Origin of the sequence: Aliicoccus persicus, from assembly GCF_900110815.1 — a bacterium.
Classification (GTDB): domain Bacteria; phylum Bacillota; class Bacilli; order Staphylococcales; family Salinicoccaceae; genus Aliicoccus; species Aliicoccus persicus.
Map to the genome: position 1 here is coordinate 317,512 of NZ_FOIT01000001.1, position 25,509 is coordinate 343,020.

At 36.4% G+C, this 25,509-nt stretch carries 25 protein-coding genes; 10 read left to right on the forward strand and 15 right to left on the reverse strand.

Annotated features, from left to right (window positions below; all coding sequences use genetic code 11):
* Positions 1–145: 145 nt before the first annotated feature.
* The 5 genes from pepF to BMW30_RS01450 all read left to right on the forward strand — a co-directional run bounded on the left by pepF (position 146) and on the right by BMW30_RS01450 (position 3,351).
* Positions 146–1,951, forward strand: coding sequence for an oligoendopeptidase F (gene pepF, locus BMW30_RS01430; RefSeq protein ID WP_091473185.1), 1,806 nt, complete (start codon positions 146–148; stop codon positions 1,949–1,951).
* A 207-nt stretch (positions 1,952–2,158) separates the two neighbouring features.
* Positions 2,159–2,359 carry a helix-turn-helix transcriptional regulator gene (locus BMW30_RS01435; RefSeq protein WP_091473188.1) on the forward strand — a complete coding sequence of 67 codons (201 nt, stop codon included), beginning with the start codon at positions 2,159–2,161 and terminating at the stop codon, positions 2,357–2,359.
* Positions 2,360–2,362: 3 nt separating this feature from the next.
* Complete coding sequence (locus tag BMW30_RS01440; RefSeq protein ID WP_091473190.1) at positions 2,363–2,755, forward strand: hypothetical protein; 393 nt, start codon at positions 2,363–2,365, stop codon at positions 2,753–2,755.
* Between the two features lie 110 nt (positions 2,756–2,865).
* Positions 2,866–3,081 (forward strand): type II toxin-antitoxin system RelB family antitoxin, encoded by a 216-nt coding sequence (relB, locus tag BMW30_RS01445; protein ID WP_091473192.1) that lies wholly within the window; start codon positions 2,866–2,868, stop codon positions 3,079–3,081.
* Positions 3,082–3,084: 3 nt separating this feature from the next.
* Positions 3,085–3,351 (forward strand): type II toxin-antitoxin system RelE family toxin, encoded by a 267-nt coding sequence (locus BMW30_RS01450; RefSeq protein ID WP_091473195.1) that lies wholly within the window; start codon positions 3,085–3,087, stop codon positions 3,349–3,351.
* Between the two features lie 276 nt (positions 3,352–3,627).
* On the opposite strand, the gene BMW30_RS01455 is transcribed toward BMW30_RS01450, so the two are convergent.
* From BMW30_RS01455 to BMW30_RS01465, 3 genes are read right to left on the reverse strand one after another with little or no spacing between them, the layout of a single operon-like run.
* Positions 3,628–4,059, reverse strand: a complete 432-nt coding sequence (locus tag BMW30_RS01455) for a hypothetical protein (protein WP_091473198.1) — start codon at positions 4,057–4,059, stop codon at positions 3,628–3,630.
* A complete protein-coding gene (locus BMW30_RS01460; RefSeq protein ID WP_091473200.1) occupies positions 4,052–4,933 on the reverse strand; it encodes a CvfB family protein in 882 nt (293 codons plus the stop codon). Before BMW30_RS01460 ends, BMW30_RS01455 begins: the two co-directional genes overlap by 8 nt.
* A 3-nt stretch (positions 4,934–4,936) precedes the next feature.
* On the reverse strand, positions 4,937–5,677 hold the full coding sequence (locus BMW30_RS01465) for an NAD-dependent protein deacylase (protein WP_091473204.1): 741 nt from the start codon (positions 5,675–5,677) through the stop codon (positions 4,937–4,939).
* A gap of 84 nt (positions 5,678–5,761) precedes the next feature.
* Here BMW30_RS01465 and BMW30_RS01470 point away from each other — a divergent pair, with 84 nt between their 5' ends.
* Complete coding sequence (locus tag BMW30_RS01470) at positions 5,762–7,366, forward strand: ABC-F family ATP-binding cassette domain-containing protein (protein WP_091473206.1); 1,605 nt, start codon at positions 5,762–5,764, stop codon at positions 7,364–7,366.
* Between the two features lie 237 nt (positions 7,367–7,603).
* Here BMW30_RS01470 and BMW30_RS01475 read toward each other — a convergent pair whose 3' ends face one another.
* Complete coding sequence (locus BMW30_RS01475) at positions 7,604–9,259, reverse strand: ABC transporter substrate-binding protein (protein WP_091473209.1); 1,656 nt, start codon at positions 9,257–9,259, stop codon at positions 7,604–7,606.
* 220 nt (positions 9,260–9,479) lie between these two features.
* On the opposite strand from BMW30_RS01475, the gene BMW30_RS01480 reads away from it, so the two are divergent.
* Entirely contained in the window at positions 9,480–10,547 is a 1,068-nt protein-coding gene (locus BMW30_RS01480) for a C45 family autoproteolytic acyltransferase/hydrolase (protein ID WP_091473212.1), read from the forward strand.
* A 41-nt stretch (positions 10,548–10,588) separates the two neighbouring features.
* On the forward strand, positions 10,589–12,304 hold the full coding sequence (locus BMW30_RS01485; RefSeq protein ID WP_091473214.1) for an ABC transporter ATP-binding protein: 1,716 nt from the start codon (positions 10,589–10,591) through the stop codon (positions 12,302–12,304).
* Positions 12,305–12,413: 109 nt separating this feature from the next.
* On the opposite strand, the gene BMW30_RS01490 is transcribed toward BMW30_RS01485, so the two are convergent.
* Positions 12,414–12,614 carry a cold-shock protein gene (locus BMW30_RS01490; RefSeq protein ID WP_091473216.1) on the reverse strand — a complete coding sequence of 67 codons (201 nt, stop codon included), beginning with the start codon at positions 12,612–12,614 and terminating at the stop codon, positions 12,414–12,416.
* 147 nt (positions 12,615–12,761) lie between these two features.
* Complete coding sequence (locus BMW30_RS01495) at positions 12,762–13,091, reverse strand: DUF1033 family protein (RefSeq protein WP_091473219.1); 330 nt, start codon at positions 13,089–13,091, stop codon at positions 12,762–12,764.
* A 115-nt stretch (positions 13,092–13,206) separates the two neighbouring features.
* On the opposite strand from BMW30_RS01495, the gene BMW30_RS01500 reads away from it, so the two are divergent.
* Together BMW30_RS01500 and BMW30_RS01505 are read left to right on the forward strand one after the other, a co-directional pair.
* A complete protein-coding gene (locus BMW30_RS01500) occupies positions 13,207–13,926 on the forward strand; it encodes a 5-bromo-4-chloroindolyl phosphate hydrolysis family protein (RefSeq protein ID WP_091473222.1) in 720 nt (239 codons plus the stop codon).
* Complete coding sequence (locus BMW30_RS01505; protein WP_091473225.1) at positions 13,910–15,094, forward strand: toxic anion resistance protein; 1,185 nt, start codon at positions 13,910–13,912, stop codon at positions 15,092–15,094. Before BMW30_RS01500 ends, BMW30_RS01505 begins: the two co-directional genes overlap by 17 nt.
* A gap of 66 nt (positions 15,095–15,160) precedes the next feature.
* Here BMW30_RS01505 and brnQ read toward each other — a convergent pair whose 3' ends face one another.
* From brnQ to BMW30_RS01550, 9 genes are all read right to left on the reverse strand, one after another.
* Positions 15,161–16,516 (reverse strand): branched-chain amino acid transport system II carrier protein, encoded by a 1,356-nt coding sequence (brnQ, locus tag BMW30_RS01510; protein WP_091473227.1) that lies wholly within the window; start codon positions 16,514–16,516, stop codon positions 15,161–15,163.
* Positions 16,513–16,731 (reverse strand): DUF6501 family protein, encoded by a 219-nt coding sequence (locus BMW30_RS01515; protein WP_091473230.1) that lies wholly within the window; start codon positions 16,729–16,731, stop codon positions 16,513–16,515. The genes brnQ and BMW30_RS01515 overlap by 4 nt, the downstream gene beginning before the upstream one ends.
* 92 nt (positions 16,732–16,823) lie before the next feature.
* Positions 16,824–18,074 carry a 2-oxoglutarate dehydrogenase complex dihydrolipoyllysine-residue succinyltransferase gene (gene odhB / locus BMW30_RS01520; RefSeq protein WP_091473233.1) on the reverse strand — a complete coding sequence of 417 codons (1,251 nt, stop codon included), beginning with the start codon at positions 18,072–18,074 and terminating at the stop codon, positions 16,824–16,826.
* 18 nt (positions 18,075–18,092) lie between these two features.
* Positions 18,093–20,867, reverse strand: coding sequence for a 2-oxoglutarate dehydrogenase E1 component (locus tag BMW30_RS01525; RefSeq protein WP_180366172.1), 2,775 nt, complete (start codon positions 20,865–20,867; stop codon positions 18,093–18,095).
* Between the two features lie 76 nt (positions 20,868–20,943).
* Positions 20,944–22,305, reverse strand: coding sequence for a HAMP domain-containing sensor histidine kinase (locus tag BMW30_RS01530; RefSeq protein ID WP_245705609.1), 1,362 nt, complete (start codon positions 22,303–22,305; stop codon positions 20,944–20,946).
* The gene (locus BMW30_RS01535) at positions 22,302–22,976 is read right to left on the reverse strand and encodes a response regulator transcription factor (protein WP_091473238.1); all 675 of its coding nucleotides are present in this window, start codon (positions 22,974–22,976) and stop codon (positions 22,302–22,304) included. Before BMW30_RS01535 ends, BMW30_RS01530 begins: the two co-directional genes overlap by 4 nt.
* Before the next feature lie 137 nt (positions 22,977–23,113).
* Entirely contained in the window at positions 23,114–23,734 is a 621-nt protein-coding gene (locus BMW30_RS01540; RefSeq protein ID WP_091473241.1) for a GNAT family N-acetyltransferase, read from the reverse strand.
* Positions 23,735–23,781: 47 nt separating this feature from the next.
* A complete protein-coding gene (locus BMW30_RS01545) occupies positions 23,782–24,408 on the reverse strand; it encodes a phosphatase PAP2 family protein (RefSeq protein WP_091473243.1) in 627 nt (208 codons plus the stop codon).
* Positions 24,409–24,410: 2 nt separating this feature from the next.
* On the reverse strand, positions 24,411–25,484 hold the full coding sequence (locus BMW30_RS01550; RefSeq protein WP_091473245.1) for an undecaprenyldiphospho-muramoylpentapeptide beta-N-acetylglucosaminyltransferase: 1,074 nt from the start codon (positions 25,482–25,484) through the stop codon (positions 24,411–24,413).
* Between the last annotated feature and the right edge of the window lie 25 nt (positions 25,485–25,509).

The window sequence follows — 25,509 nt, forward strand, 5'->3', positions numbered from 1 at the left end:
TGAATTATATAAAAGTTTACATAATATATATTATAGGAAGTAATGTATTATTTTCTGAATACTTAGCCTTTTTCTCTTTTATTTCATAACTCATAATGTATAATTAATATTACGAAATACGAAATTTAAGGAGATGTATTTATTTATGGCACAACTACCACTTAGAAAAGACGTTGATCAATCATTAACATGGGATTTATCTAGTTTGTTTGAATCAGACGAAGCTTGTGAACAAGGCATCGTTAAGTTTTTAGAAACGCTTGCTGACTTTGAATCATCATATTCAGGTAAATTAAATGACGTGAACTCGGCTGTTGAAGCAATCGATCACTTCAGAACATTATCAGAACTTGCTGTACCTATCGGTACATATGCTTCATTACGCATGAGCAGCGACCAAACGGATGAAGACGCACAACGTCTTCAAGGTAAGGTTTCTAACGTTTTAAATCGTTTTAGAAGTGAATCAACATTTTTAGAAAGTGAATTGCTACAGCAAGAAGATGCGCACATTAAAGCAATTAAAGAAGTTAAACCAGAATATACAAACTTTTTAGATGATCTATTAAGAAATAAACCATATACACTTGATGCAAAAGTTGAAAAAACACTCGCTTCATTCGGTACTGTATTCGGCGGTCCATATGGTCTTTACAATAAAACAAAACTATTAGATATCGATTTTGGGACGATCACTGTTAATGGTAAAGAAATTCCTTTATCTTATTTAGCATTTGAAGGTGGTCTAGAAGCACATCAAGATGTGGATACACGTCGTGCGGCCTTCAGAGGATTCTACGATAAATTAGCAGAATATCAACATACGACTGCTGGTACATATGATATTCATTTGAAACAAGAAAAAACTCAAGCAGATTTACGTGGTCATAATTCAGTGATTGACTACCTACTCCACCGCCAAGATGTGTCGGAGGATCTTTATAACAGACAGATTGATTTAATCATGAGTGACTTAGCACCACATATGAGACGCTATGCGAAGTTACTTAAATCAGAACATAATTTAGATGAAATGAAATATGAAGACTTAAAGATTTCTTTAGATCCTGACAGTGAGCCTGAAATCAGTGTTGAAGAGTCTAAAACTTATATTAAAGAAGCATTGAGCATTTTAGGCCCTGAGTATTTAGAAATTGTAAACCGTGCATATGATGAGCGTTGGATTGACTTCGTTCAAAACAAAGGTAAATCAACAGGTGCATTCTGTTCATCACCATACGGTGCACATCCATATATTTTGATTTCATGGACTTCATTAATGGAAGAAGTTTTTGTACTTGCACATGAATTAGGACATGCAGGACACTTCTTTAATGCAAATGCGAATCAAAACATCTTTGATACGAGAAGCTCAATGTACTTCGTAGAAGCACCAAGTACGATTAATGAGTTACTCGTTGCGAACCATTTGCTTAAAAACTCAGACGATCCGAAGTTCAAACGCTGGGTCATCAGTTCAATTATTTCACGTACGTATTATCACAACTGTGTGACACACTTATTAGAAGCTGCGTACCAACGTGAAGTCTATAAACTCGTTGATAATTATGAAACAATTAATGCGAGCGTGTTAAACAAGTTGAAACGTCAAGTGATTGAAGAGTTCTGGGGTGACGATGTCACGATTACAGAAGGTGCAGAGTTAACTTGGATGCGTCAACCACACTACTACATGGGTCTTTATCCGTATACGTATTCAGCAGGTTTAACAATTGCAACTGCAATGAATAAGAGAATCCAAGAAGAAGGACAACCTGCTGTTGATGATTGGATCAACGTATTAAAAAGCGGTGGTACGAAGTCTCCATTAGAACTTGCTAAAATGGCAGGTGTTGATGTAAGTACAGATCAACCATTGAAAGATACGATTGCATACATCGGAAGTCTAGTTGATGAGTTGGAAAAACTGACTGAAGAGATTAATAAATAGAAAAATATAGTTGTTTGAGGAACAGCATTGGAATCTTTGATTTTTAAAGGATTCGGTGCTGTTTTTTTGTTTCGCTTAGTCTGAAAGGTATTAGTCATAATAAATAATGAAGTTATAAATATGTCAAAGATGTTTGACAGATGTCTTGTTATATTTTATGATTAAGTTGTAAAATATCTTTTACACAATAAATGAAGGTGATGCCATATGCAAAATAAAATCAAGGAATACAGGGAAAAGAAAAACATTTCTCAAGGGAAGTTAGCAGAGTATTGTGGTGTAAGCAGGCAAACGATCAATGCAATTGAGAACAACAAATATGATCCGAGTCTTCAGCTAGCCTTCGATATTGCAGACACTTTAGACATTAAGGTCGACAATTTATTTATTTCAGAAAAGGAGCGGTGAGTTATGGGATTCACAAGAAAACACGGTGCTCTTATGTTTGGTACGGTAACTCTATTAACGATCATCAATTTAATTTACAGGGTGATCGTAGGTGATGAATTAGGTTTTATGGAAATAATAATGCCTGCAACATTTATGGTGTTTTTCTTAACTTCTATCATATGGGGAAATGAAGATGAAAAAAATGGGATTTATCAGGATGAAGAGTTAGGAAAGAAAATTATAGAAAAAAGTTCAATGATTAGTTACTTTACTTTGATATTTATAATATTCATTGCTGTGTTCGCTGATCGATTAATCAATGATACATTTAATGTGCTATTGCTCGTTATATTAGCTGTAGCTATGGTTTTACAGCCAATTGTTCAATTTTTCGTTATGAGAAAATATAAATAAGGATATCTATGTAACTGAGTTTTCTATATTATATTCAGATTACTTTTTATATTGACCATTTCATGGTAAAATGTATTACAATGTAATACATGGAAAAAGGAGTGATTGATATGAATTTAGTTACGGTAAGATTAAACGAGGAAGAAGAAAAACTTTATAATGAGTATGCCAAACTCCATGGTATTCCCCTATCAACTCTTTTCAAACAAACCTTGGAATCAAAAATGGAAGACGAGTTAGACATGAAAGCAATCCAAGAGTATGAGGAAAACATGACCGAGGAAACACAAACACACGAAGAGATGAAAAAAACGTTAGGTTTTTAACTTATGGCATACCAGGTTATTTATACGAAAAAAGCAATCAAAAGCTTAAAAAGAATAGACTCTAACCAACAAAAAATTATTATTTCATGGATTGAAAAAAACTTAATCAATACAAACGATCCTAAGCAACATGGAAAAGCTCTCAAAGGAAATTTGAAAGATTACTGGAAATATCGAGTTGGTAACTACAGAATCCTTGCAGATATTGATGACAAACAAATTAAAATTATTATTTTCAATATCGGACACAGAAAAAATATTTATCAGTAAAGGAAATTAAATATACTTTTGGTTTTTACATAGCTGTTTTGCATTTTTCTTCAAATACTACACCATAATGGAAAATGCAAGGCAGCTTTAGTTTGTCTATTTCAAGTATCTCCGTTTATGTGTCTATGAGATGAGTTCATGGACACGCAGATTGATTTGCGTTCCAATGAAACTCGCTCACTGACTCTCAGATTGATCTGCGTTCCAATGAAACTCGCTCACTGACACGCAAACCAATTTACACGCCAATGACCATAGCTCATTGAAACAAAAACCCTATTTCTTCGCATACATCTCACTTGCTAAACTATTTTCATTGCGTTTTACACTGACGGCGTAATTGTATCCAGCAAATGTGTTACCAATCAACGCGGCAGCACCAAGTGTGATCCAAAGCGGTGCCAATGGAATATCGATTGGTGTGACCAACTCTATAACAAGCAGCGCAAAGAACACGATTGTAATCAACATATAGATGAATGACTCGCGAATCGTCACGACATCTCCTGGATTTACTGGAACTACTTTTGACTTGCTAGAAAAGAATCTTGCTTGCATGCGACTGCCTGGATGTGGTATTTCTACTTCTTTTTTTCCGAACAATGGAATTGTCTCTACATGTTCATCATTAATATGGACTTCTACTCGCCTGAACATAGTAAATATACCGATCCCACGTTTTGCTTCAATATTTAAGTGTTTATGCATTACTATTATCCTCTTTCAATACAGTTTGCCCGTCTTCTTGTACAACAACGCCCTCTTTCATCAATTTACCCATTGCACGTTTAAATGCACCTTTAGATATATTAAATGCTTCTGAAATGTCGTCTGGTGATGACTTGTCTGTGAGTGGCATTGTGCCGCCATTACGGGTAATATAATCCAGTATTTTCTCTGAATCTTCATCTCGTGCACGGTATGCTTTTTGTCTAAATGAACCGTTAATCTCACCCTGTTCATTCATACCGATTACTCTAAACTTAACTTTTTCTCCAAGCCTTGGTTCTGTCTGACGTTCGCTTTCATGAATGAATACTTTATAGCCCTCTTCAGTAAGTAAAAATGTGCCGACTTTAAGCAGTCTATACGGTCGCCCTTCTAACCATTTATTATTAAGTTCTTCATACAACTTTTCGTCAACTTTTGTAAACTTTTCAGCAACTTCTGATTCTTGTACAAGTTTACCAAACAGTTGGTTATCCCCTTCTCTGCGCAGTTTTACATACACCTTATCTCCAGATTGTGGCCAAACTTCCTTTAGTTTTGGTAAATCTACCCATGGGATTAGAATATCTCTTGGTGCGCCGATGTTGAGATAAGCACCGTCACGATTTACCTCTGATACTTCAGCATAGCCAAACTTATCGACTGTTACGTCTGGAATGACTGGTGTCGCAAATAATTCACCACGTGTATTTGGGTATATAAATACAACTAATTCTTCACCAACTTCTACTTCACGGTCTAACACCGAACGATTCATTCTGATTGTTTCACCTTCATCAGACTTTAAGTAGTAAGTTGACCCTTCTATTTTTTCAACTGTTAAAAATTGTGTCTTACCTGATAATCTTTCCATATATTAACTCTCTTTCAGTTCGTTTATTTTTTCTATAATTTCAACAACATCTGTATTGAATACAATACTTGCTTGCTCATCATATGGTGTTTTATCTTTATTTATTATTATTAAGTGATCATCATTAAAGTATTCAATGAAGGATGCAGCTGGATGTACAACGAGTGATGAACCGATGACGATGAGCATATCTGCACTTGAAATTTTATTGACTGCAGATAATACGGTCAACTCATCTAACATTTCACCATAAAGTACGATGTCTGGTCTCAAAACATCATTACATTTCGTACAATACTTTAATTTCTCATCTAAAATTCTTCGTTTTGTGTATTGTGCCTTACAACCAATACAATAGTAATCGTTTAAGCTGCCATGTAATTCATCGACATGATTACTTCCTGCATCACGATGTAAGCCATCAATATTTTGAGTGACGACACCGAGTGATTGTCCTGATTGTTCAAGTTCAGCTATGAATGTATGAGCGACATTCGGTTTTTTATTTGCTAGTAACAATCGCTTCTGATAAAAATTCGCAAAGCTTTCCTTATCATCAACCAGATGTTGGTGTGATAATAAGTACTCTGGAGAGTATCCATCTTTAGTTATTTCATCAAATAATCCGCCCATACTACGAAAGTCTGGAATACCACTTGCCACAGATATACCGGCACCTGTTAAAAAGACGATTTTCTTACTGTTTTCTAGCTGTTCTTTGAATTTTAAAATTTGAGTATCCATATGAATCCCCTATGCTCAATATATATTAATGTTACCACAAATATGGTATATTCTTTAAGAATACTTGATTAGGAGAATGTTTAAATGTTACAAGTAACAGATGTAAGTTTGAGATTTGGAGATCGTAAATTATTTGAAGATGTAAACATTAAATTTACACCAGGTAACTGCTACGGTTTAATTGGGGCGAATGGTGCAGGAAAATCAACGTTTTTAAAGATTTTGTCAGGTGATCTCGACGCTCAGACTGGCCATGTATCTATGGGTGCAGATGAGAGATTAGCTGTATTAAAACAGGATCACTTCGGATATGAAGATCATCGTGTACTCGATGTTGTGATGATGGGTCACGAAGATTTATGGAGAATCTCTAAAGAAAAAGACGAGATTTATATGAAACCAGATTTCTCTGATGAGGATGGCATTCGTGCTGCTGAACTTGAAGCAGAATATGGAGAAATGGGTGGCTGGACTGCTGAAAGTGATGCGGAGAGTTTACTACATGGTTTAGGTATTGAGAGTGATTTAGTCGATAAAAACATGAGTGAGCTTGAAAACAACCAAAAAGTAAAAGTGTTACTTGCACAAAGTTTGTTTGGATCTCCTGATGTGTTATTACTCGATGAGCCGACGAACGGTCTAGATATAGAAGCGATTCAATGGTTAGAAGACTTCTTAATTGATTTTGAAAATACAGTTATTGTTGTCAGCCACGACAGACACTTTTTAAATAACGTATGTACACATATTGCAGACTTAGACTTTGGGAAAATCCAATTATACGTTGGTAACTATGATTTCTGGTACCAATCAAGTCAACTTGCCCTATCGATGGCGCAAGAACAAAACAAGAAAAAAGAAGAAAAAATGAAGGAACTTAAAGACTTCATTGCACGATTTAGTGCGAACGCATCAAAGTCAAAACAAGCAACGAGCCGTAAGAAAATGCTCGATAAGATTGAACTGGATGATATCCGCCCATCGTCACGTAAATATCCGTTCATTGGATTTACACCAGAGCGTGAGATTGGGAATGAGTTACTACAGGTCATAGGATTAACGCATTCAATCGATGGTCAAAAAGTATTGGATAATGTGAGCTTTGTTGTAAATCCATACGACAAGGCCGTGTTAATTGGTGGCACTGAAATTGGTCGTACGACCCTACTCCGTATACTTGCTGGTGAAATTAAACCAGACGCGGGTGAAGTACGTTGGGGTGTAACTACATCTCAGGCATATTTCCCGAAAGATAATTCAAAATACTTCGAAGGTGTTAACCTTTCACTTGTTGAATGGTTAAGACAATATGCACCAGAAGATGAGCAAACGGAAACATTCTTAAGAGGATTCTTAGGACGTATGCTATTCAGTGGTGAAGAAGCAAAGAAAAAAGCATCGGTTTTATCCGGTGGAGAAAAAGTCCGTGCAATGATGAGTAAGATGATGTTGACGAAATCAAACGTATTGTTGTTTGATGAACCGACAAACCACTTGGACTTAGAGAGTATTACAGCGGTCAATGATGGATTGAAACGATTCAAAGGATCAATTATCTTTACATCACATGACTTTGAGTTCGTTAATACGATTGCCAACCGTGTGATTGATTTGTCTCCTGCAGGCAGTGTATCTAAGGAACTAACATACGAAGAATATCTACAAGATACAGGTGTACTTTCGAAATAATATATGAAATTTAATTAAGCCTGCCAATTCAAGCCTAGAAAATGACTTGAACTGGCAGGTTTTTAATTTCCCTGCCAATTCATAAGGATAATAAGGGTTGAATTGGCAACGTTTGATTATTTCTGCCAATTCGGATGAAAATAATCGTTTGAATTGGCAGCTTGCATTCTAAATCGAAAACCAAATTAAAAACGGCCTTGGAATTTTCCTAAAAGATTCCAAAGCCGTTTCTTTATGCTATTCTACAAATTCAATATTCATTAGATTGATATAGCCACTCGGGAAGAGTTCTACTCCTGTCACAAAATCCGAATTGTAAGCAATGATGCTCTTCGCATGAATAATATTTGTCATCGGTGCGATTTCAACTAAGTAATTTTGTGCCTCTGTGTAAATCTCATATCTTAAATCTTCATCTGATTCCCCTCGACCACGTTCGAGTAAGTCATCAAGTTCTGGATCTGAGATGAATGTTCTGTTACCCGCTGCACCTTGGTTATCTGTGTGAAGCAGTGAATACGTACCGTAGTCCGCATCGGCCGTTGACGTTGTCCAACCGACAATCATCATTTCATGTTCACCATCTCCCGTACGTTGCCATAATGTACCAAAGTCCATCAATTCAATATTCACTTCAATACCAATCTCAGCTAGATTTTCTTGAATCAATGTTGCCATCTCTACAACTTGTTGGTTATCCGTAACCCAAAGACTTGTCGTAAATCCATCTGCAACATCTGTTTCACTCAGTAACTCAGCCGCATATTCTGGATCATATTGAATCGTATCAACATCTGGGTTATGTCCCCATACAGGTGGTGCTAATGGGCTGATTGCTGGTGACGCATTATCTTCATAGATGTGCGTTGCGATACTCTCTCTATCGACTGCATATGCAATCGCTTGTCTTACTTTAGGATCGTCAAATGGTTCTTTACGAATATCATATGTCATATATGAAAGTCCAAGTCCATCCACTGATAAAAGTTCCATCCCATCTGTCGTTTCAACTTGAGTCACAGATGATGGTGATAATGCATGCAATACATGCGCAGTACCTGTCTGTAGTTCAGCCATACGTGAACCAGATTCAGTGTTTACTGTGAATGTCACTTCTTCAAAAGCTAAATCTTCAACACGATAATCTTCATTTCTTTCAAGTACGACATTATCACCTGGTGCACGGCTTACGAATTTAAGTGGACCTGTACCGTCAGGACTTTCATTCGTTACAGTGTTTAGATCAATACCAATCTCATCTACAATTTCTTGATACTCATCGCCACCCTCTTCACGAAGCTCGTAATACTCTTCGACTGTAATATCTAATCCGGCATTATCAATGGCATACTGATAGTCAGCATCTAATAATTCTTTACTCATAATCCCACCCGTTACGTGAGATAAGTGGTTCAGTAAAGGTGCGAAAGGATACTCAGTAATAATGTTGAACTCATAATCATCAATAATTTCAACTTCGTCTATCATTTCAAATAGGAATGCAACATCGGCAGCGACTGCTTCATCCTTTACACGTTCAAAAGTCGCTTGAACATCTTCTGATGTCAATTCTGATCCTTCATGGAACATTACGCCCTCTTCAAGTTTGAAATTCCAAGTGACATCATCTACCTGTTCCCATTCTGTTGCAAGCATTGGTACGAGATTCATGTCTAAATCATGACCAATTAATCTCTCATATATTTGTGATCTGACTTGTGAAGAATAAACGTCATTCGAACGATGTGGATCAAGCGATGAAATATCACTCGATAATCCGATTACCAAACTACCATCTTCTTGTGCATTTACATCTTCGTGATTTAAAGTCGAAACCAAAACTAAACTAGCGGATGCTAAAGCTAACGTTTTTAGGTGCTTACTTAATTTCATTATGTAATACCTCCATATAGTGATGAGTCGAGTATATCTATATCTGAAAACGATTTCAATAATTATGTGGCATTTTATACATTAAAAATAAACTATATTCATGACATAAAATTACAGCATGATTACTTTTGTAAAAACGATTAAACAATATACTTACAACTTTGTATATAAAATTGAACTGTGATATAAATATTCGTAGAGACAATGAAGGAGAGATACGATGAAGCGGATTACATTAAGTGGAACACCGAGTGAAATTGGATATCAGCATGGAAGTTCTGCAAAAGATAAAGTGCATCTCAGTCTGAATTCATATGAACGATTATTTAGGGAAAACAACGGTTTTACATGGAAAGAAGCTGTCGAGAAAGGAAAGTTTTTCATGAATTATTTAGAAAAAAACTTTCCTCATTTACTTGAAGAAATGGAAGGTGTCGCGAAAGGTGCTGGTGTTGATTTTTATGACATCTTAACACTGAATGCACGGAGTGAGATTGCCCTCACCTCTTCTAAAGATGGCTGTACTTCTCTTAGCTATAGTAAGGGCAACGATAATGATTTATATATTGCACAAAACTGGGATTGGATGAGCGATCAAACTGGAAGCTTAATCTTTGCTGAGATTGAAGGAAAGAATCATTCGATTCGCACTGTGACAGAAGCGGGAATTTTAGCCAAGGTCGGAAGTAACAGCCATGGCTTAGGTATTGGACTCAATGCACTTATGATCCAAGATTATAAGGAAGGTCTACCTATTCATTTGGCGCTTAGAGAAATATTGAATTGTACAGATATTGATGAAGCACATGCACTCGTTCGCGATGAAAAAGTTTCTGCTGCAGGTAACTTCATCATGGCGCAAGATAACGGAGAGACAAAGAGACTCATCAATAATGAAATCACACCAAATCTTGTAACGAGTAAAGGGTTTGTTGATGCAGGTGCATTGTGCCACACGAATCACTTTAATAGTGAAGAAATTAAAAAGAATGTTAAATTGACGCCACTTGAAAATGACAATTCTTATTTAAGACTTGATCGTATTAAACAGTTAATGAATGATGCAATTGAAAATGATAAATTGATCGATGAAGATGTGATCCATTCATGGTTATCGGACCATGAAAATTCACCAATGTCGATCTGTCGTCATATCCAAAACGATGATGGTACAGTTGAAGGTATTACGGTATTTAGTATCATACAAAATTTAACGAAGAAAACTGGAAAAATTTATGTTGGTCAACCGTGTAATCCGAGTGATATTTTCGAAATTTCTTTTCAATAAATAGTATAATAGAAAATATTATGTAAAAAGGGGTTGGACAATTGAAAAAGTTCTTTTCATATTATAGACCGTATAAAGGGCTGTTTACGATTGACTTCGTTAGCGCAGTGCTTGTCGGTCTTTTAGAATTGTCATTTCCAGTCATAGTCAGTGCCTTTATTGATAATCTTTTACCGACTGGAAATTGGCAGTGGATTATACTTGCTGCAATCGGTTTACTTGTGATTTACCTGATTAATACAATACTTCAGTTTGTCGTCACTTATTGGGGGCATATGTTAGGGACCAATATTGAGAGAGACATAAGAAGTGATTTATATGGTCATATTCAAAAGATGTCTTACAGCTTTTTTGACAACACGAAAACAGGAAAGCTTTTAACACGTTTAACGAACGATTTAATGAATATAGGTGAAATGGCGCACCACGGCCCAGAAGATTTATTTATAGCCATTATGACGCTTCTAGGCGCATTTGGTATTATGTACTGGATTCATCCTGAGCTTGCGATCATTTCATTTGTTATTGTGCCGTTGATCTTAGCAATTGCAATTTACTTTAACAAACGAATGACCGTTGCTTTTAGAGAGTTGTTTGGACGTGTTTCTGATTTTAACCACATGATTGAAGATAAGATCGGTGGCATACGATTAGTTCAAGCGTTCGCAGCTGAAGCGCGTGAAATGAAAAGCTTTAAAGAAATTAACGAAGCGTTCAGACGTACGAAGTTAAAGGCATATAAAATTATGTCATTCAACAACTCGAGTACATATATGTTAATGAGACTTGTGACAGTATTCATCTTAATAGCAGGTGCATATTATGTCACGATTGGTGATTTAACTTACGGTGAGTTTGCTGCATTTATTTTAATTTCAAATATATTATTTAAACCACTTGAGAAAATCAATGCGGTCATTGAACTTTATCCGAATGGTATCGCAGGTTTTAAGCATTTCTTAGAAACAATTAGAGAGGTCCCTGAAGTTCAGGAGAGAGATGATGCCAGACCACTAACGAATGTTAAAGGTGAAATCAAATATGAGAATGTGACGTTTGGTTATGAAGATAAGATCGTTCTGAATAACATATCGTTTGATATCAATCCAGGTGAGACGATCGCATTTGTTGGACCAAGTGGTGCCGGTAAAACGACAATCAGTGCCCTACTCCCTAGATTTTATGACGTGAAGAACGGTCGTATCACAATTGATGGTATGGATATTAAAGATGTCACTTTGAAAAGTTTACGTGAAAATATTGGTATCGTTCAACAGGATGTATTCTTATTTGCGGGTACGCTGCGTGAGAATGTTGCATATGGGAAACCGGATGCAACGGATGAGGAAATTTATGAAGCGCTAGATAAAGCCCAACTCAGCGAGTTAGTAGAAAATTACCCTAAAAAGTTGGATACGATTGTTGGTGAACGCGGTGTGAAATTATCGGGTGGTCAGAAACAACGTGTTGCGATTGCGCGCATGTTCTTGAAGAACCCACCGATTCTTATCCTTGATGAAGCGACAAGTGCACTTGATACTGAAACAGAGCGATTTATCCAAACTTCATTAAATCGACTATCTGTCGGTCGTACGACGTTAGTGATTGCGCATAGATTAGCAACAATCAAAAATGCAGATCGTATCATGGTTGTGACGAAACAAGGCATTACAGAAGTTGGTACACACGAAGCGTTGTTAGAGAAAAAAGATGGTCATTACAGAGCATTATATGACGCACAGTTCTCACACGTGTAGAAAAATAAAAAGGTCTTGGAATCTATTTAGATTCCAAGACGTTTTTTATGCACAATATAAAACACCTTACAAATGTAAGGTGTCTAATTGTTTGTTGAATACTTAAAAATTATATTTTAGAAACGTTAGCAGCCTGTGGACCGCGGTCGCCTTCAACTACTTCAAATTCAACTTCTTGACCTTCGTCAAGTGATTTGTAACCATCTTGGTTGATTGCTGAGAAGTGAACGAATACGTCATTCTCGCCTTCGATTTCGATAAATCCAAATCCTTTTTCTGCGTTAAACCATTTTACGATACCTTGTTTCATGTTAAAATCCTCCAAAGACTATATTCAATAAACACTTCACACATAGCCTTTTGTAATACAATACAGTATGACGGTAAAGCTGGTGATACAAAAATGTCTATTGCTATTTAGTATTATACATCAAGAAAGTATAATATGCAATGTTTATTAAAAATTAATTAAATTTTCAGTTTTGTAGTAAGTTTCATCTGTTATCGTCTCATTGCCATACATCATGACTGGACTGACATACATTTGCACATCATCATCACAATCATCACAGTATCTAACGTCACAACAGTTATAAAATGTCATCATATTGTATTTCCCTATTTGATAGCTCGAGAAATGCGTATGCATTTGTTGTGTTAATCGTTGATAAAATTCAAGCATTTCATCGATATTTGAGAATTCATAAATGACAATGACTTGCTCTTGCCAATCATCGAATAACCACCAGCCTTCATAATCGGCTTTCATTATGTTAATTGTGTACATGGCTCTCCCACCAATTTAAATGATTATGAGCTTCATTATATAACCGAATAACTTTTAAATTCAACTATTTATATTTATAATGAAGTTTAAGAGAGATTGAAAGAGGTGTTTTAACATGGATGAAAGTAAATCCAGTTGGATTGCTACGTTGATTGCATTACCCATTGGCATAATCACAGCAACAACGTCTTCCATTGTACTAGATATAAGTAATTTCATAGATATACTGATTGGTGCGGGTGGATTTACAGCGGCATATATTCCATCACAAAACTTCTTATTTAATAAACAACTAAATGAATATGGATTAACACGCAGTGAATATTCATTTATTCGAAACCAATTGAAAGAAGCACGTACTAAAGTAAATCGATTAAAAAAGAGTTATATCAATGTAAGATCATTAAAGGATATAAAGCTCGTCTATGATATAAATAGATTAGTCAGTACGATTCATGATGCAGTAGAAGATGATCCAAAACGATTTTTCGGTGTTCAACAGTTTTATCATGCGCATTTAGATTCAGCGGTCAATACAGTTGAACATTACTTGCATCTTTACAAAATGCCTGGTAAATCCAAGGAAGAGCGCGTCAAACTACATGAAGCACGCATCACATTATTTGAAATAATGCGTTCACTCGAGTCAGATGTTAGTATAATGAATAAGAGCGACTACCAAGCACTTGAACTCGAGAAAAAAGTTGTCAAAAAAAGACGAGATAGAAAAATCAAACAGTTGGGTAATACGCTTCACAAAGAAGAAGTGAACTTAAATAAAACTACAAAAACACATGAGAAAGAAAAGGTGATGCAAAATGAGCAAAAACATTAAAGATGAATTGTTAAACGATCCGTTTCTTAAGGCAAAAGAAGATGTATCAGAAGACTTACAATTACAACCAGAGTTAACACAAACTGAAGATAGTTCAAAGAGTGTCCTTGCGACATACGAAGAACAGTTTAATGAAGCGGACTTAAAGAAAATCAATGAAATCAAAGATAAAATCGTCCCTTTAGATAACAATGCGTTAATTAGTTACGGTGAAAATGCTCAAAGTTCACTTGCTAAATTTTCTCATCAGATGTTGGAGGAAGTTCAATCAAAAGATGTCGGTCCTATCGGTGATACGTTACAAGATTTAATGAAGATGCTAAAGATGGTTGATCCTGATGAACTGACAAACAAAAATCAAAATTTCTTATCGAGATTCTTTAAAAGATTCCAAAAATCAGTGAAGGAATTGATTGCAAAACACCAAAGTGTTGCCTCTCAAGTCGACCGTGTAAGCATTCAGTTAGAACATGCAAAAGAGGTATTGGTAAAAGATGTATTCTTCTTAGATCGTTTATATGATGAGAACAAACAATATTTCGATGCGATCAACATGTATATTGCAGCGGCTGAATTAAAGAAAGAAGAGTTGGAAAACGAAACGATTCCTGAGCTCCGAAAAAAAGCAGAGGAAACAAGCAATCAGATGGATGTCCAAGATGTGAACGATATGCTTCAGTATATCAACCGTCTTGAAAAAAGAATCCACGATCTAAAACTCGCGCGTCAAATGACGCTTCAGTCTGCACCGCAAATTCGTATGATTCAAAACATTAACCAGACGCTTGCAGAGAAAATTCAAAGTTCAATCTTGACGAGTATTCCATTGTGGAAAAATCAAATGGCAATTGCACTTACCCTACTTCGTCAAGAATCAGCATCTAAAGCACAGCAATCAGTGACAGATACAACGAACACATTACTCACGAAAAACTCTGAAATGCTTAAGACAAACTCACTGCGTACAGCGAGAGAAAATGAGCGTGGTATCGTAGACATTGAAACACTAAAAGTCACACAAGAAAACTTAGTCACAACGATTGAAGAAACATTACAAATCCAACGTGAAGGTTCTGAGAAACGTAAACAAGCTGAAACTGAATTGAAACAGATGGAAGCAGATTTAAAAACAAGATTACTACAGATTAAAGAAGACAACCACTTATAAAATTACTAAAACAGTCGAGTATCTAATTTTAGATTCTCGACTGTTTTTATATTCAATACACTGTTTTTAAGAATTTGTTGGTTCTTCAAGTGGTTCCTTTTCACCGAAGTCTACAGGATTTGATTTATCGCCTGCGAAGTAACCGATGAGGTAACCAGCAACTGCAAATAATAACCATTCAAGTTGTTGCGCGTAGAACGGAATTGATTCAACAAATGAAAGCTCAACCCATTCTTGTCTATGAATGAATGTAACCACTGTAATTAGAAATACAAACAGTATTGACAGTTGAATAGATAGTTTTGGACTCTTCACAAAGAATGTTAAGAGTAATAATAAAATAGATGATATTGCTAACGGATATATGAAGAACAAGACCGGTAAACTTGTTTCAATGATCTGTTCCAACCCTTGGTTTGCAAGTCCAAATGAAACGATTGTCGTAAGGATTACAAATACTTTGTAAGAAATTTTAGGGAAAATCTCATTAAAGTACTCACTTACCGCAACGATCAGTCCAATCGATGTCGTTAAACATGCAGATAATACGACAAGACCGAGAAGTACAGTACCAAATGCACCAAAGATATCACCTGAAACAAACGTCAATACATATGTACCTAAGTTTGTACCCTCTTCAAATGAAGTTCTATCGAGAACAACATTGTTACCGATCCATGCAAGTGAAACATAAATCGTACCGAGTAAAATCAGTGCGACAGTACCAGACTTAATTGTACTCGTCAGTAAATCTCTTTGCGTTGATACACCGTATTTCTTTAGAGATGTAATCACAATGACTGAGAACGCCATTGCAGCAATTGCATCAAGCGTTAAGTACCCTTCAGTAAAACCATATCCAAAATAGTTGCCATCGAGTAAATCATCAATGACCATGTAATCATTACCCCAATACGCAACGAAACCACCAATGATAAAAATAATAATCACTGTAAGTAGTATCGGTGTTAAATATTTTCCGATACTGCTCGTGATTTTACCTGGATATAAAGCAACAATAAATGAAGCTAAAAAGAATACAAATGAAAACAATAATAAAGTTAGCTGTGATGCACCATCTAAGAATGGCAAGATGGACATTTCATATGACACCGTCGCGGTTCTGGGAATCGCGAATAATGGTCCGATTACAAGATACAACACAATCATAAATACGAGTGCATATGCTGGGTGAATATTTTTGAGGAGATCTTTATATCCACTTTTAGAAAGTGAACCAACAATTGTTGCCAGAATTGGTAAACCAACACCAGTAAGAATAAATGCAAATACAGTAATCCAGAAATATTCGCCACTAACTAATCCAAGAGCTGGCGGGAAAATTAAGTTACCTGCACCAAAGAACATTGCAAATAGCATAAAGCCGACGATGATCGTTGTCTTAGTACTAACTTTTGTCATATTACATCATCCGCCTCTCTTGAATTAAAATAGGACTTATAGTAGCCCCCTAACTTCTTTGTATCATCGACTACAAAATAGTACTCTTCTGTTTCATGAACGAGCGGATAAGACTTGCCGACTGTTAACATATTCGATACTAAATATTTATCAGCATCGACGTGTTTTACAGTAACGACAGTGGAACGATTGTTAAACCATTTTTCACTCAATATACATTTCCTCCTATTTAAAAATTGTAGCTATCATATGATAGCTACAATTATTTGTCAAGGTAATTTTCAGACTTTTCTAAATCATTGGATAATTAACCCTCAAGAAGTAAATCTTCTGGGTTTTCGATCAATTCTTTTATCGTTTTTAAGAAGCCGACTGCTTCTTTACCGTCGATAATTCTATGATCATAACTCAATGCAATATACATCATCGGTCTAATTTCGATGCTGTCATCTGGCATGGCTACCGGACGTTTTTGAATTGTATGCATACCGAGAATACCCGCTTGAGTACCATTGATAATCGGCGTTGACATCAGTGATCCAAACACACCACCGTTTGTGATTGTGAATGAACCGCCGACCATGTCATCAAGACCAAGTTTTTTATCTCTTGCTTTCGTAGCCATATCAACGATATCACTTTCAATTTGAGCAAACGTCTTTCTATCTACGTTTCTAATCACTGGGACAACGAGACCCTCTTCAGTTGAAACCGCCATACCTATATCATAGAACTGTTTGTAGACGAGTTCGTCTCCTTCAATTTCAGCATTGACTGCAGGATACTTTCTAAGTGCGGCAACTGCTGCTTTAGAGAAGAAGGACATAAATCCTAAACGCACACCATCGTTGCGCTCTTGGAATGATTCTTTCTTGCGCTTTCTCAATTCCATCACGTTTGTCATATCAATTTCATTGAATGTCGTTAACATCGCAGTGGATTGTGATACTTCAAGCAAACGCTTAGCGATTGTTTGACGACGACGTGACATCTTCTCTCTAACCACTGGTTTCTCTGGATTCACGTTTTGTTGTTTTTGTTCTTGTTTCGGTTGTTCAGCCTGTTTCGGTTGAGCCGGTAGATTTTGATGATTCTCAACATCTTGAGAACGTACAAGACCGCGTGGATCTGATGCGTTGATTGATGAAAGATCAATTCCTTTTTCACGCGCTAATTTACGTGCTGATGGCGTCGCAACGATGCGACCTGAGTCATCTGTCGTTTCTTCTTTTACTTCTTCTTGAGCATCTTCTTTTTTATTTTCTGATGGTGCCTCAGATTCTTTTTGATCTTCAGCTGGTTTAGATTCAGCAGGATTTGCATCACCTTCACCAACAACAGCAACGACGTCACCGACACTTACATTGTCGCCTTCGTTCGCACGAATTTCTTGAAGTACACCTGCTGACTCACTGATGACTTCGACATTTACTTTATCAGTTTCTAATTCAAGCAGGACTTCTCCTTGTTCAACTTGGTCTCCGACTTGTTTAACCCATTCGGCAATCGTACCTTCAGTAATAGACTCTGCAAGTTCAGGTATTTTAATTTCAGCCATTTTTAAATTTCTCCTTAATTATTCGAGTGCATTATCGATAATTTTTTGTTGTATTGCTTTGTACGCTTCATTGCTACCTTCAGCAGGTGAAGCACGCTTAATACGGCCAACATATTCTACATCAACATCAGATGGTGCAAGTTCTTGAATCAATGGCAATGCATATTGATACGCCCCCATATTTTCAGGTTCTTCTTGAACAAATCGAATTAATTTTAACGATGGAAGTTCATCTAATATTTCTTTAATTTGTTCATCTGGGAATGGATACAACTGTTCAAGACGAATGAGAAGTTTTGTCTCATCTTTGTTCTTGTCCATCGCATCCATTAAGTCTACTGCCATTTTACCACTTGAAAGCAACACTGTAGATATTTTTGATTTGTCATATTCATCTACGATAATTTCTTTAAATGACCCATCGACAAATGCATCAACTGGCTGAGCCACACGTTGATTTCTTAGCAAGCTTTTCGGTGACATAATGACGAGCGGTCGCATTTTATCTGTGCCTAAATACTTCGCTTGACGACGTAGTAAGTAGAAGTAGTTCGATGTACTAGTTAGGTTCGCGACCGTCATGTTAGATTCTGCAGCGAGATCTAAAAATCTCTCTAAACGTGCAGAAGAGTGTTCTGGCCCCTGACCTTCTTGTGCATGCGGTAATAAGAACGTAATACCTGATGCCTCACCCCATTTGGAACGAGACGAGAAGACGAAGTTATCAAAGTACACCTGTGCCATATTCGCAAAGTCACCAAACTGTGCTTCCCAAATGACCATGGCATCATTATTTTCAATATTATATCCATACTCATAACCGACAACAGCAGCTTCAGTTAATGGAGAGTTATAGATGTTGAATGATGCATTAGAATTTGGTGTATTATGCAATGGATAATGCTTTTCTCCTGTTTCAACGTCATGTAATACTGCATGTCGATGCGCGAATGTACCACGTTCAGTGTCTTGACCACTGAGTCGAATCGGTGTGCCATCTTGATTGATAGTAGCAAATGCGAGTGCTTCAGCATGCGCCCAATCCACACGTTTTTCTTTATCAGTAAAAGGCTCACGTCTTTTTTCCAATACATTCTTTAATTTTTTAAACATATTAAAATCCGATGGTGTTTCAAGCATCGCTTCATTCACTTCATTTAAACGCTCAAAACTCATCTCTTCAACGTCATTGTCATGTCCTGCTAAAATATCTTCTGGTGCAAGCATATCTGTATCCTCGACCATTTCGTCCTTATCAATACTATCTTGTGCTGCACGTAATTCATCGTTGACAGATTGTAATGTCTGGTCAAATTGATCTTGTGTGATTGTCTCATTTTCCACAAGCTGTTTACCGTAAAGTTCTTCGATCGTGTCGTGCTTTTTAACTTCTTGATATAGCAATGGGTTCGTCGGCGTCGGCTCATCCATTTCGTTATGTCCGTGACGACGGTAACCGATCACATCGATAATGATGTCTTTGTTGAACTTTTGACGGTATTTCAGTGCAAATCGCAATGTTTGAATTGCAGCTTCTGGGTTATCCGCATTTACGTGAAGTACTGGCACATCAAACCCTGATGCGTTACTTGTTGAATATACAGTTGAGCGTGAATCTGCTTCATCTGTTGTAAAGCCGATACGGTTATTCGCAACGATGTGTATAGAACCACCGACTTTATAGCCTTCTAAACGTGATAGGTTTAATGTTTCATAGACAACACCTTGACCTGGCATTGCTGAGTCACCGTGAATTAAAACAGCCAGTGCTTTGTTATGGTCATACGATGCAGGTCCAGCACTATTTGTCGTTTCTTGTTGTGCACGTGTTTTACCGAGTACAACAGGTCCGACGACTTCTAAGTGTGATGGATTATTCGCTAATGTTACTGTCTGTTCAATCTTATTGTCATCACGTGTTTTCTTTGCACCTAAATGGTACTTCACATCTTTGTGCCAACCTTGAGTTACAGCAAATGAACCGTCATCCGGTAACATTTTTAACGGATCTTGATGCATGAACTCGCTTAACATCATCGTGTATGGCTTGTTTAAAATGTGAGTGAGTACATTTAAACGCCCTCTGTGGGCCATACCAATTTGCATATGTGGTATACCTTCATCTGCCATCAATCGAAGCAAGTGTTCGAGCATCGGAACAATGACATCTACACCCTCTATAGAGAAGCGTTTTGCACCAACAAAATTCTTATGAAGATATTTTTCAAAACCTTCTACTTTTGCAAGCATTGTGAATAGCTCTAGCTTTTCATCATCAGAAAGAGGATTTTCTTCAGCAGTTTCGATTTCTTTTTTGATCCAATCGCGTTCTTTTAAATCTGTAATATGCATATATTCATATGCGATAGGACCTGTATACAATTTTGTTAACTCAGTAATTGCTTCATAAGCATTGCTATAACGATCTTTTAAATGTTGACTCACGAGTCCAGCATCAAATTTCTTTAAGTCTTCAGGCGTGAGCCCATATTCTTCGATAATAATGCTAGGTAAATCTTCAAACTTCGGCTTAAACAGCGGATAGATATCTGCTTGTAAATGTCCATATAAGCGGATGTTATCAACGAGACGAATCAATCCTTTTACTTTGTTCTGATCAGCGTCTTGTGTTAGAACAGTGCCTGATCCTGTACTTCCAATTTCAGAGAATAGCAACTGCATTTCTTCTGATACACTTGTTGGATCTTTAATATACATATCATGTAAATCAAGAATGTATCCAAGATTCGTACCAAAAGTAATCGGTGCATTTTCAACCTGTTTATCTTGCATAATGACACCCTCTTATAAATTTTAATGATTAACTATTATTTTATCACTATAATATTACGAATTAAAGGTAATCCGACTAAAGTTTGAATTCAATAACGATAATCGTATATTTGCCCTCTTCACTTTCAGCATGCACAGTTCCTTTATATGTATGAATTATTTTTTTAGCAATTGATAAACCAAGTCCATTCCCGCCTTCTTGCCTACTTCTTGACTTATCTACACGATAAAAACGGTCAAAAATAGAATCGATATCTTGCTTCGGAACACCCATACCATTATCTTTTATTTTTATGATTATTGAATCGTTTGTTCTTTCTGTAAATAATTCAATATGCTTTCTTAATTTATCATATTTGATTGCATTATCAATAAAAATAGTGAGCAGCTGATCGAAGTGATGACGATTGATATTGAAGTAAATATCAGAGTCGCTCAAATTAAGTTCAAATTTATAATCTGGATTGACATGTTTAAAAGCTAGTACACGGTTTGTAAGTTCTGTGTTTACTTCAATTTCTTCTAATTCCAAAAATGCTTCGCCATCATTTTTTGTGAGCTGTAACAACTCTTCAACCAGTTTGTTAATTCTTTTCAACTCATCAATTGAAATGCTTAAAGATTCATCCAGTACCTCAGGCTTATCCTTACCCCATCTAGAGATAAGATTTAAGTGCCCATGGATAATTTGCAATGGTGTTCTCAGTTCATGTGAAGCATCTTCAACAAATTGTTTCTGTTGGTTAAAGGAGTCTTCAAGTGTGCTCATCATTGAATTGAATGCTTGAACCATATAATCGGTTTCCTGTGCGCCAGTATTTTCTACAAGGCGTTCGCTAAAACCATTTTGTTCAACATGCTTTAACTGTCTTGCAATGCTTTCAATTGGTCGTACCATTTGGATTGAGAAGAAATAACTGATAACCATAGTTAAGATGACAAATGCAAAGCCGATAACAATCGCGATATATGCCATCATGCTAATAACAGCTTTATATGGTTCTAATGGATGTATAACAGTTAAATAGCCATCATAAAAAGGAGAAGTAATTGGTGCACGGCTTACCAAATAAGATTCTCCTTGATATTCCCAGTTTTCCACAGTTTGTCGATTCGTCGTTTTAAATTCAGGCACGACATCACCTGGAATACCGGTTGTTCTGGAATAGACTTCTTCCCCACTGCTAGAATACAGAATCATCTTTTGACGATCATATAAACTCGTATAAATATCTGAGTTTTTAATCGTGTTATATGGTTCCGTTGTAAATAACGTCTCTAGCTCATCCATTGCACGATCAACGGAGTTAAATTCTTGTTCTTGTAAATATATACTCGTGAAATATATCAAGAGTGAGGCGAACAATACATATGTAATTGAAATGATAAAAGTCGACAGGACTAACCATCTGTTTTTTAATGATTTGGTATTGATCATGAGCGAATCACATACCCGACGCCTCTCACAGTTTCAATTAATTTATCTTTACCAAAAGGTTTCAATTTATTTCTTAGATAACGAATGTAAACATCAACGACATTCGTTTCTACTTCGTTTTCATAACCCCAGATGTGCTGTAAAATCGTTTCTCTCTGAAGCACAATATCAGAATTTTTAAGCAGTAAGTATAGTAATTCATGCTCAGTTTTCGTTAGATTAACCTGTTTATTGTCGATCGTTACGGTGTATGCCGATTCATCGACGACTATATCGTGTAAACTGACTGTTTCTTGTGTATCTTCAACTTGTGATGTACGTCTCAAGTTTACACGAATACGAGCCAGTAACTCTTCGATTTCGAACGGTTTAACGATGTAGTCATCCGCACCATAGTCTAAACCAACCACTTTATCGAATGTTTCTCCTTTAGCGGTAATTATGATAATCGGTGTTTGCTTCGTCTTGCGGATACGACGACACACTTCTAGGCCATTTATTTTGGGTAACATTAAATCAAGTAGAATTAAATCGAAATCTTGAGCTAATGCAGTATCCAGTCCATCTTGACCATTATCTACAAGTGTAATTTCATATCCTTCATACTTAAGCTCTAACTCTAAGAATCTAGCGAGGTTCATTTCATCTTCAACAATTAGAATTTGTTTCATTTAAATCGTCCCTTAGTCTTTTTATTATTATTATCATATCATCAATGCCATTAAGAAAAAATATAAATAAGAAAATAGCATTGTTTGATATGTGATTTACTATATAGAAAAAACTAGGACATTGTCCTAGTTAACAGTTATACGACCGTTTCATCGGGCGTATCTTTCATATAGCTTTGCTGTTTAATCATTAAATTCGTTTTTACTTCTGGCCATTCCTCGTCAAGAATAGAATACACAACAATGTTTCTCGGGACACCGTGAAGACGACGCTCCTTACGGATGACGCCCTCTTTCGTAAATCCGAGTCTTTCTATTGCACGATTACTGCGTTCGTTGCGTTCATCTGCTCTAATTTGCACACGCATCACTTTAAGCACTTCAAAGCAATATTCTAACAAGAGAAATTTGCTATCTGAATTAACGAATGTACGCTGTGCTTTCGTTCCAAACCACGTTGCACCAATTTCACAGCTTTGACGCTCATAATCGATATGTTGGATTCGGGTGCTGCCCATGACTTCGCCTGAAGATTTTAATATGACGATAAATGGTATACTTTTCAATTGGTTTCTAAGTTCAATTGCACTTTGAATCCATTCTTCCATAAGGGATTCTGTCGTCGCTTGAAAAAGCATGTATGACCAAATACTCTCATGGTTAATCTGATGTAATTCTTTCGCATGAGATAGTTGCATTGGAATGAGTTTCAATCGATCATTCTCTAATGTAATCGTCTCAAAAATGTTCACTACCATTACCAACACACCCTTTCATTCAGTTAAATAATTTCTGTGTCAGTCAATTACAATGAATATGGACTCGCTTTTAATTCTTTATGCATAACGATACTTGTGAACGTAAGTACAGCTAGCCCAGCAATTATACCAGCAATGATATCCGTTGGATAATGTACGCCTAAATAAACGCGAGATGATGATATCATTACGATGAATGCCGCACAAAGACTCATTATCAATGCTTTATAGTTGATATCAGTATGCTTAAATATCGTCATTAAACTTCCAAAGAATATGGTTGAACCCATGGCATGACCACTTGGAAAACTAAAGCCTGAAATTTCAATAAGACGTAAAATCGATGGTCGTTCTCTGTCAAAACTATTTTTAAGAACAGGAATGAGTATGCTAGATAGCGTCATCGCAATAACAAAAAATAATGTATGAAAGTTTAATCGATAAAGCATTAAAATTGCAATGACAATTAATGATAGTAATACCATACTCAGTACTTCACCCACTTGAGTGAAGCCTAACATTAGTGCAGTAGTAATGAAGCTTTCTGTCGTATATATAAATTCGTAAACTTCATTGTCAATCCATCGACCGAGTCGAGATTCATGAAAAACTGCGATGACACCAAAAATTAGTGTAAACACAATAAACAATGATATTTTTTTTGATTGTTTCATCATTATCTCCTCGCTACTGTTAATCTGTTTACCAATTCTAGCGGTGTAAATCCACCTTTATATTGTTGCATTTTACCGACCATTTCGACCCGATGATGGTCAATATACTGTATCGCTTGTTGCAAAGTATCAATATTTAGTTCATCTTCATTGATTACTGTCGCCACGCGTTGCTGTTCAAAATATCGTGCATTTTCAATTTGATCACCACGACTTTGACTAGCTGGTAGTGGTATCAGTATCATCGGTTTCTTGCTGAGCAAATATTCAAATATAGCATTGGCACCACTTCGCCCGACGACGATATCCGCAATGGATAATAACGCTGCAAGTTCAGACGTAACAAATTCATATTGTCTGTAATCATTGTGATCAATCGAAGGGTCTAAATTCCCTTTTCCACACAGGTGGATGATCTGATGTGTTTTAGTCAAAATATCTATATTACTTCTAATTAATTCATTGATAACCCGCGCACCTTGAGAACCTCCCATTACGAGCATCACAGGTTTCTCATGATTAAACCCTGTTAGCTGATAGCCACTTTCACTTTTATCGACACGTAAATCTTGACGTATGACAGGGCCTAAAAAATGCGTTTTATTTTCAGGTAAAAACTGTGTTGTAATTCTAAACGTCACATATATTTCTGTTGCAAATTTTGCTGCAATCTTATTTGCTAGTCCAGGCGTTAAATCCGATTCATGGATGTACACTGGTATATTTAATAACCGTGCTGCGATGACAACAGGTACGCTGACAAATCCACCTTTAGAAAAAACAAAGCGTGGCTTTATTTTTCTCAAATGTAGGAATGAATCAATAACCCCTTTGCCAACACGGAAAATATCGAGAACATTTTCAAGCGACAAATAACGTCTAAGCTTACCGCTTGAGATTTGTTTATACGCTATATTTAGTTCACTTATCATTTCTTTTTCAAGACCATTTTTTGAGCCAATATAGACTGGTGTGTAGCCTTTATTTATAAATTCTGGTATCAGTAGCTTGTTCAGCATGACGTGACCGACTGTGCCGCCACCAGTTAACACAACTGTTTTCGATTGATTATCCATAGTACCCTCCAAAAACATACTTACT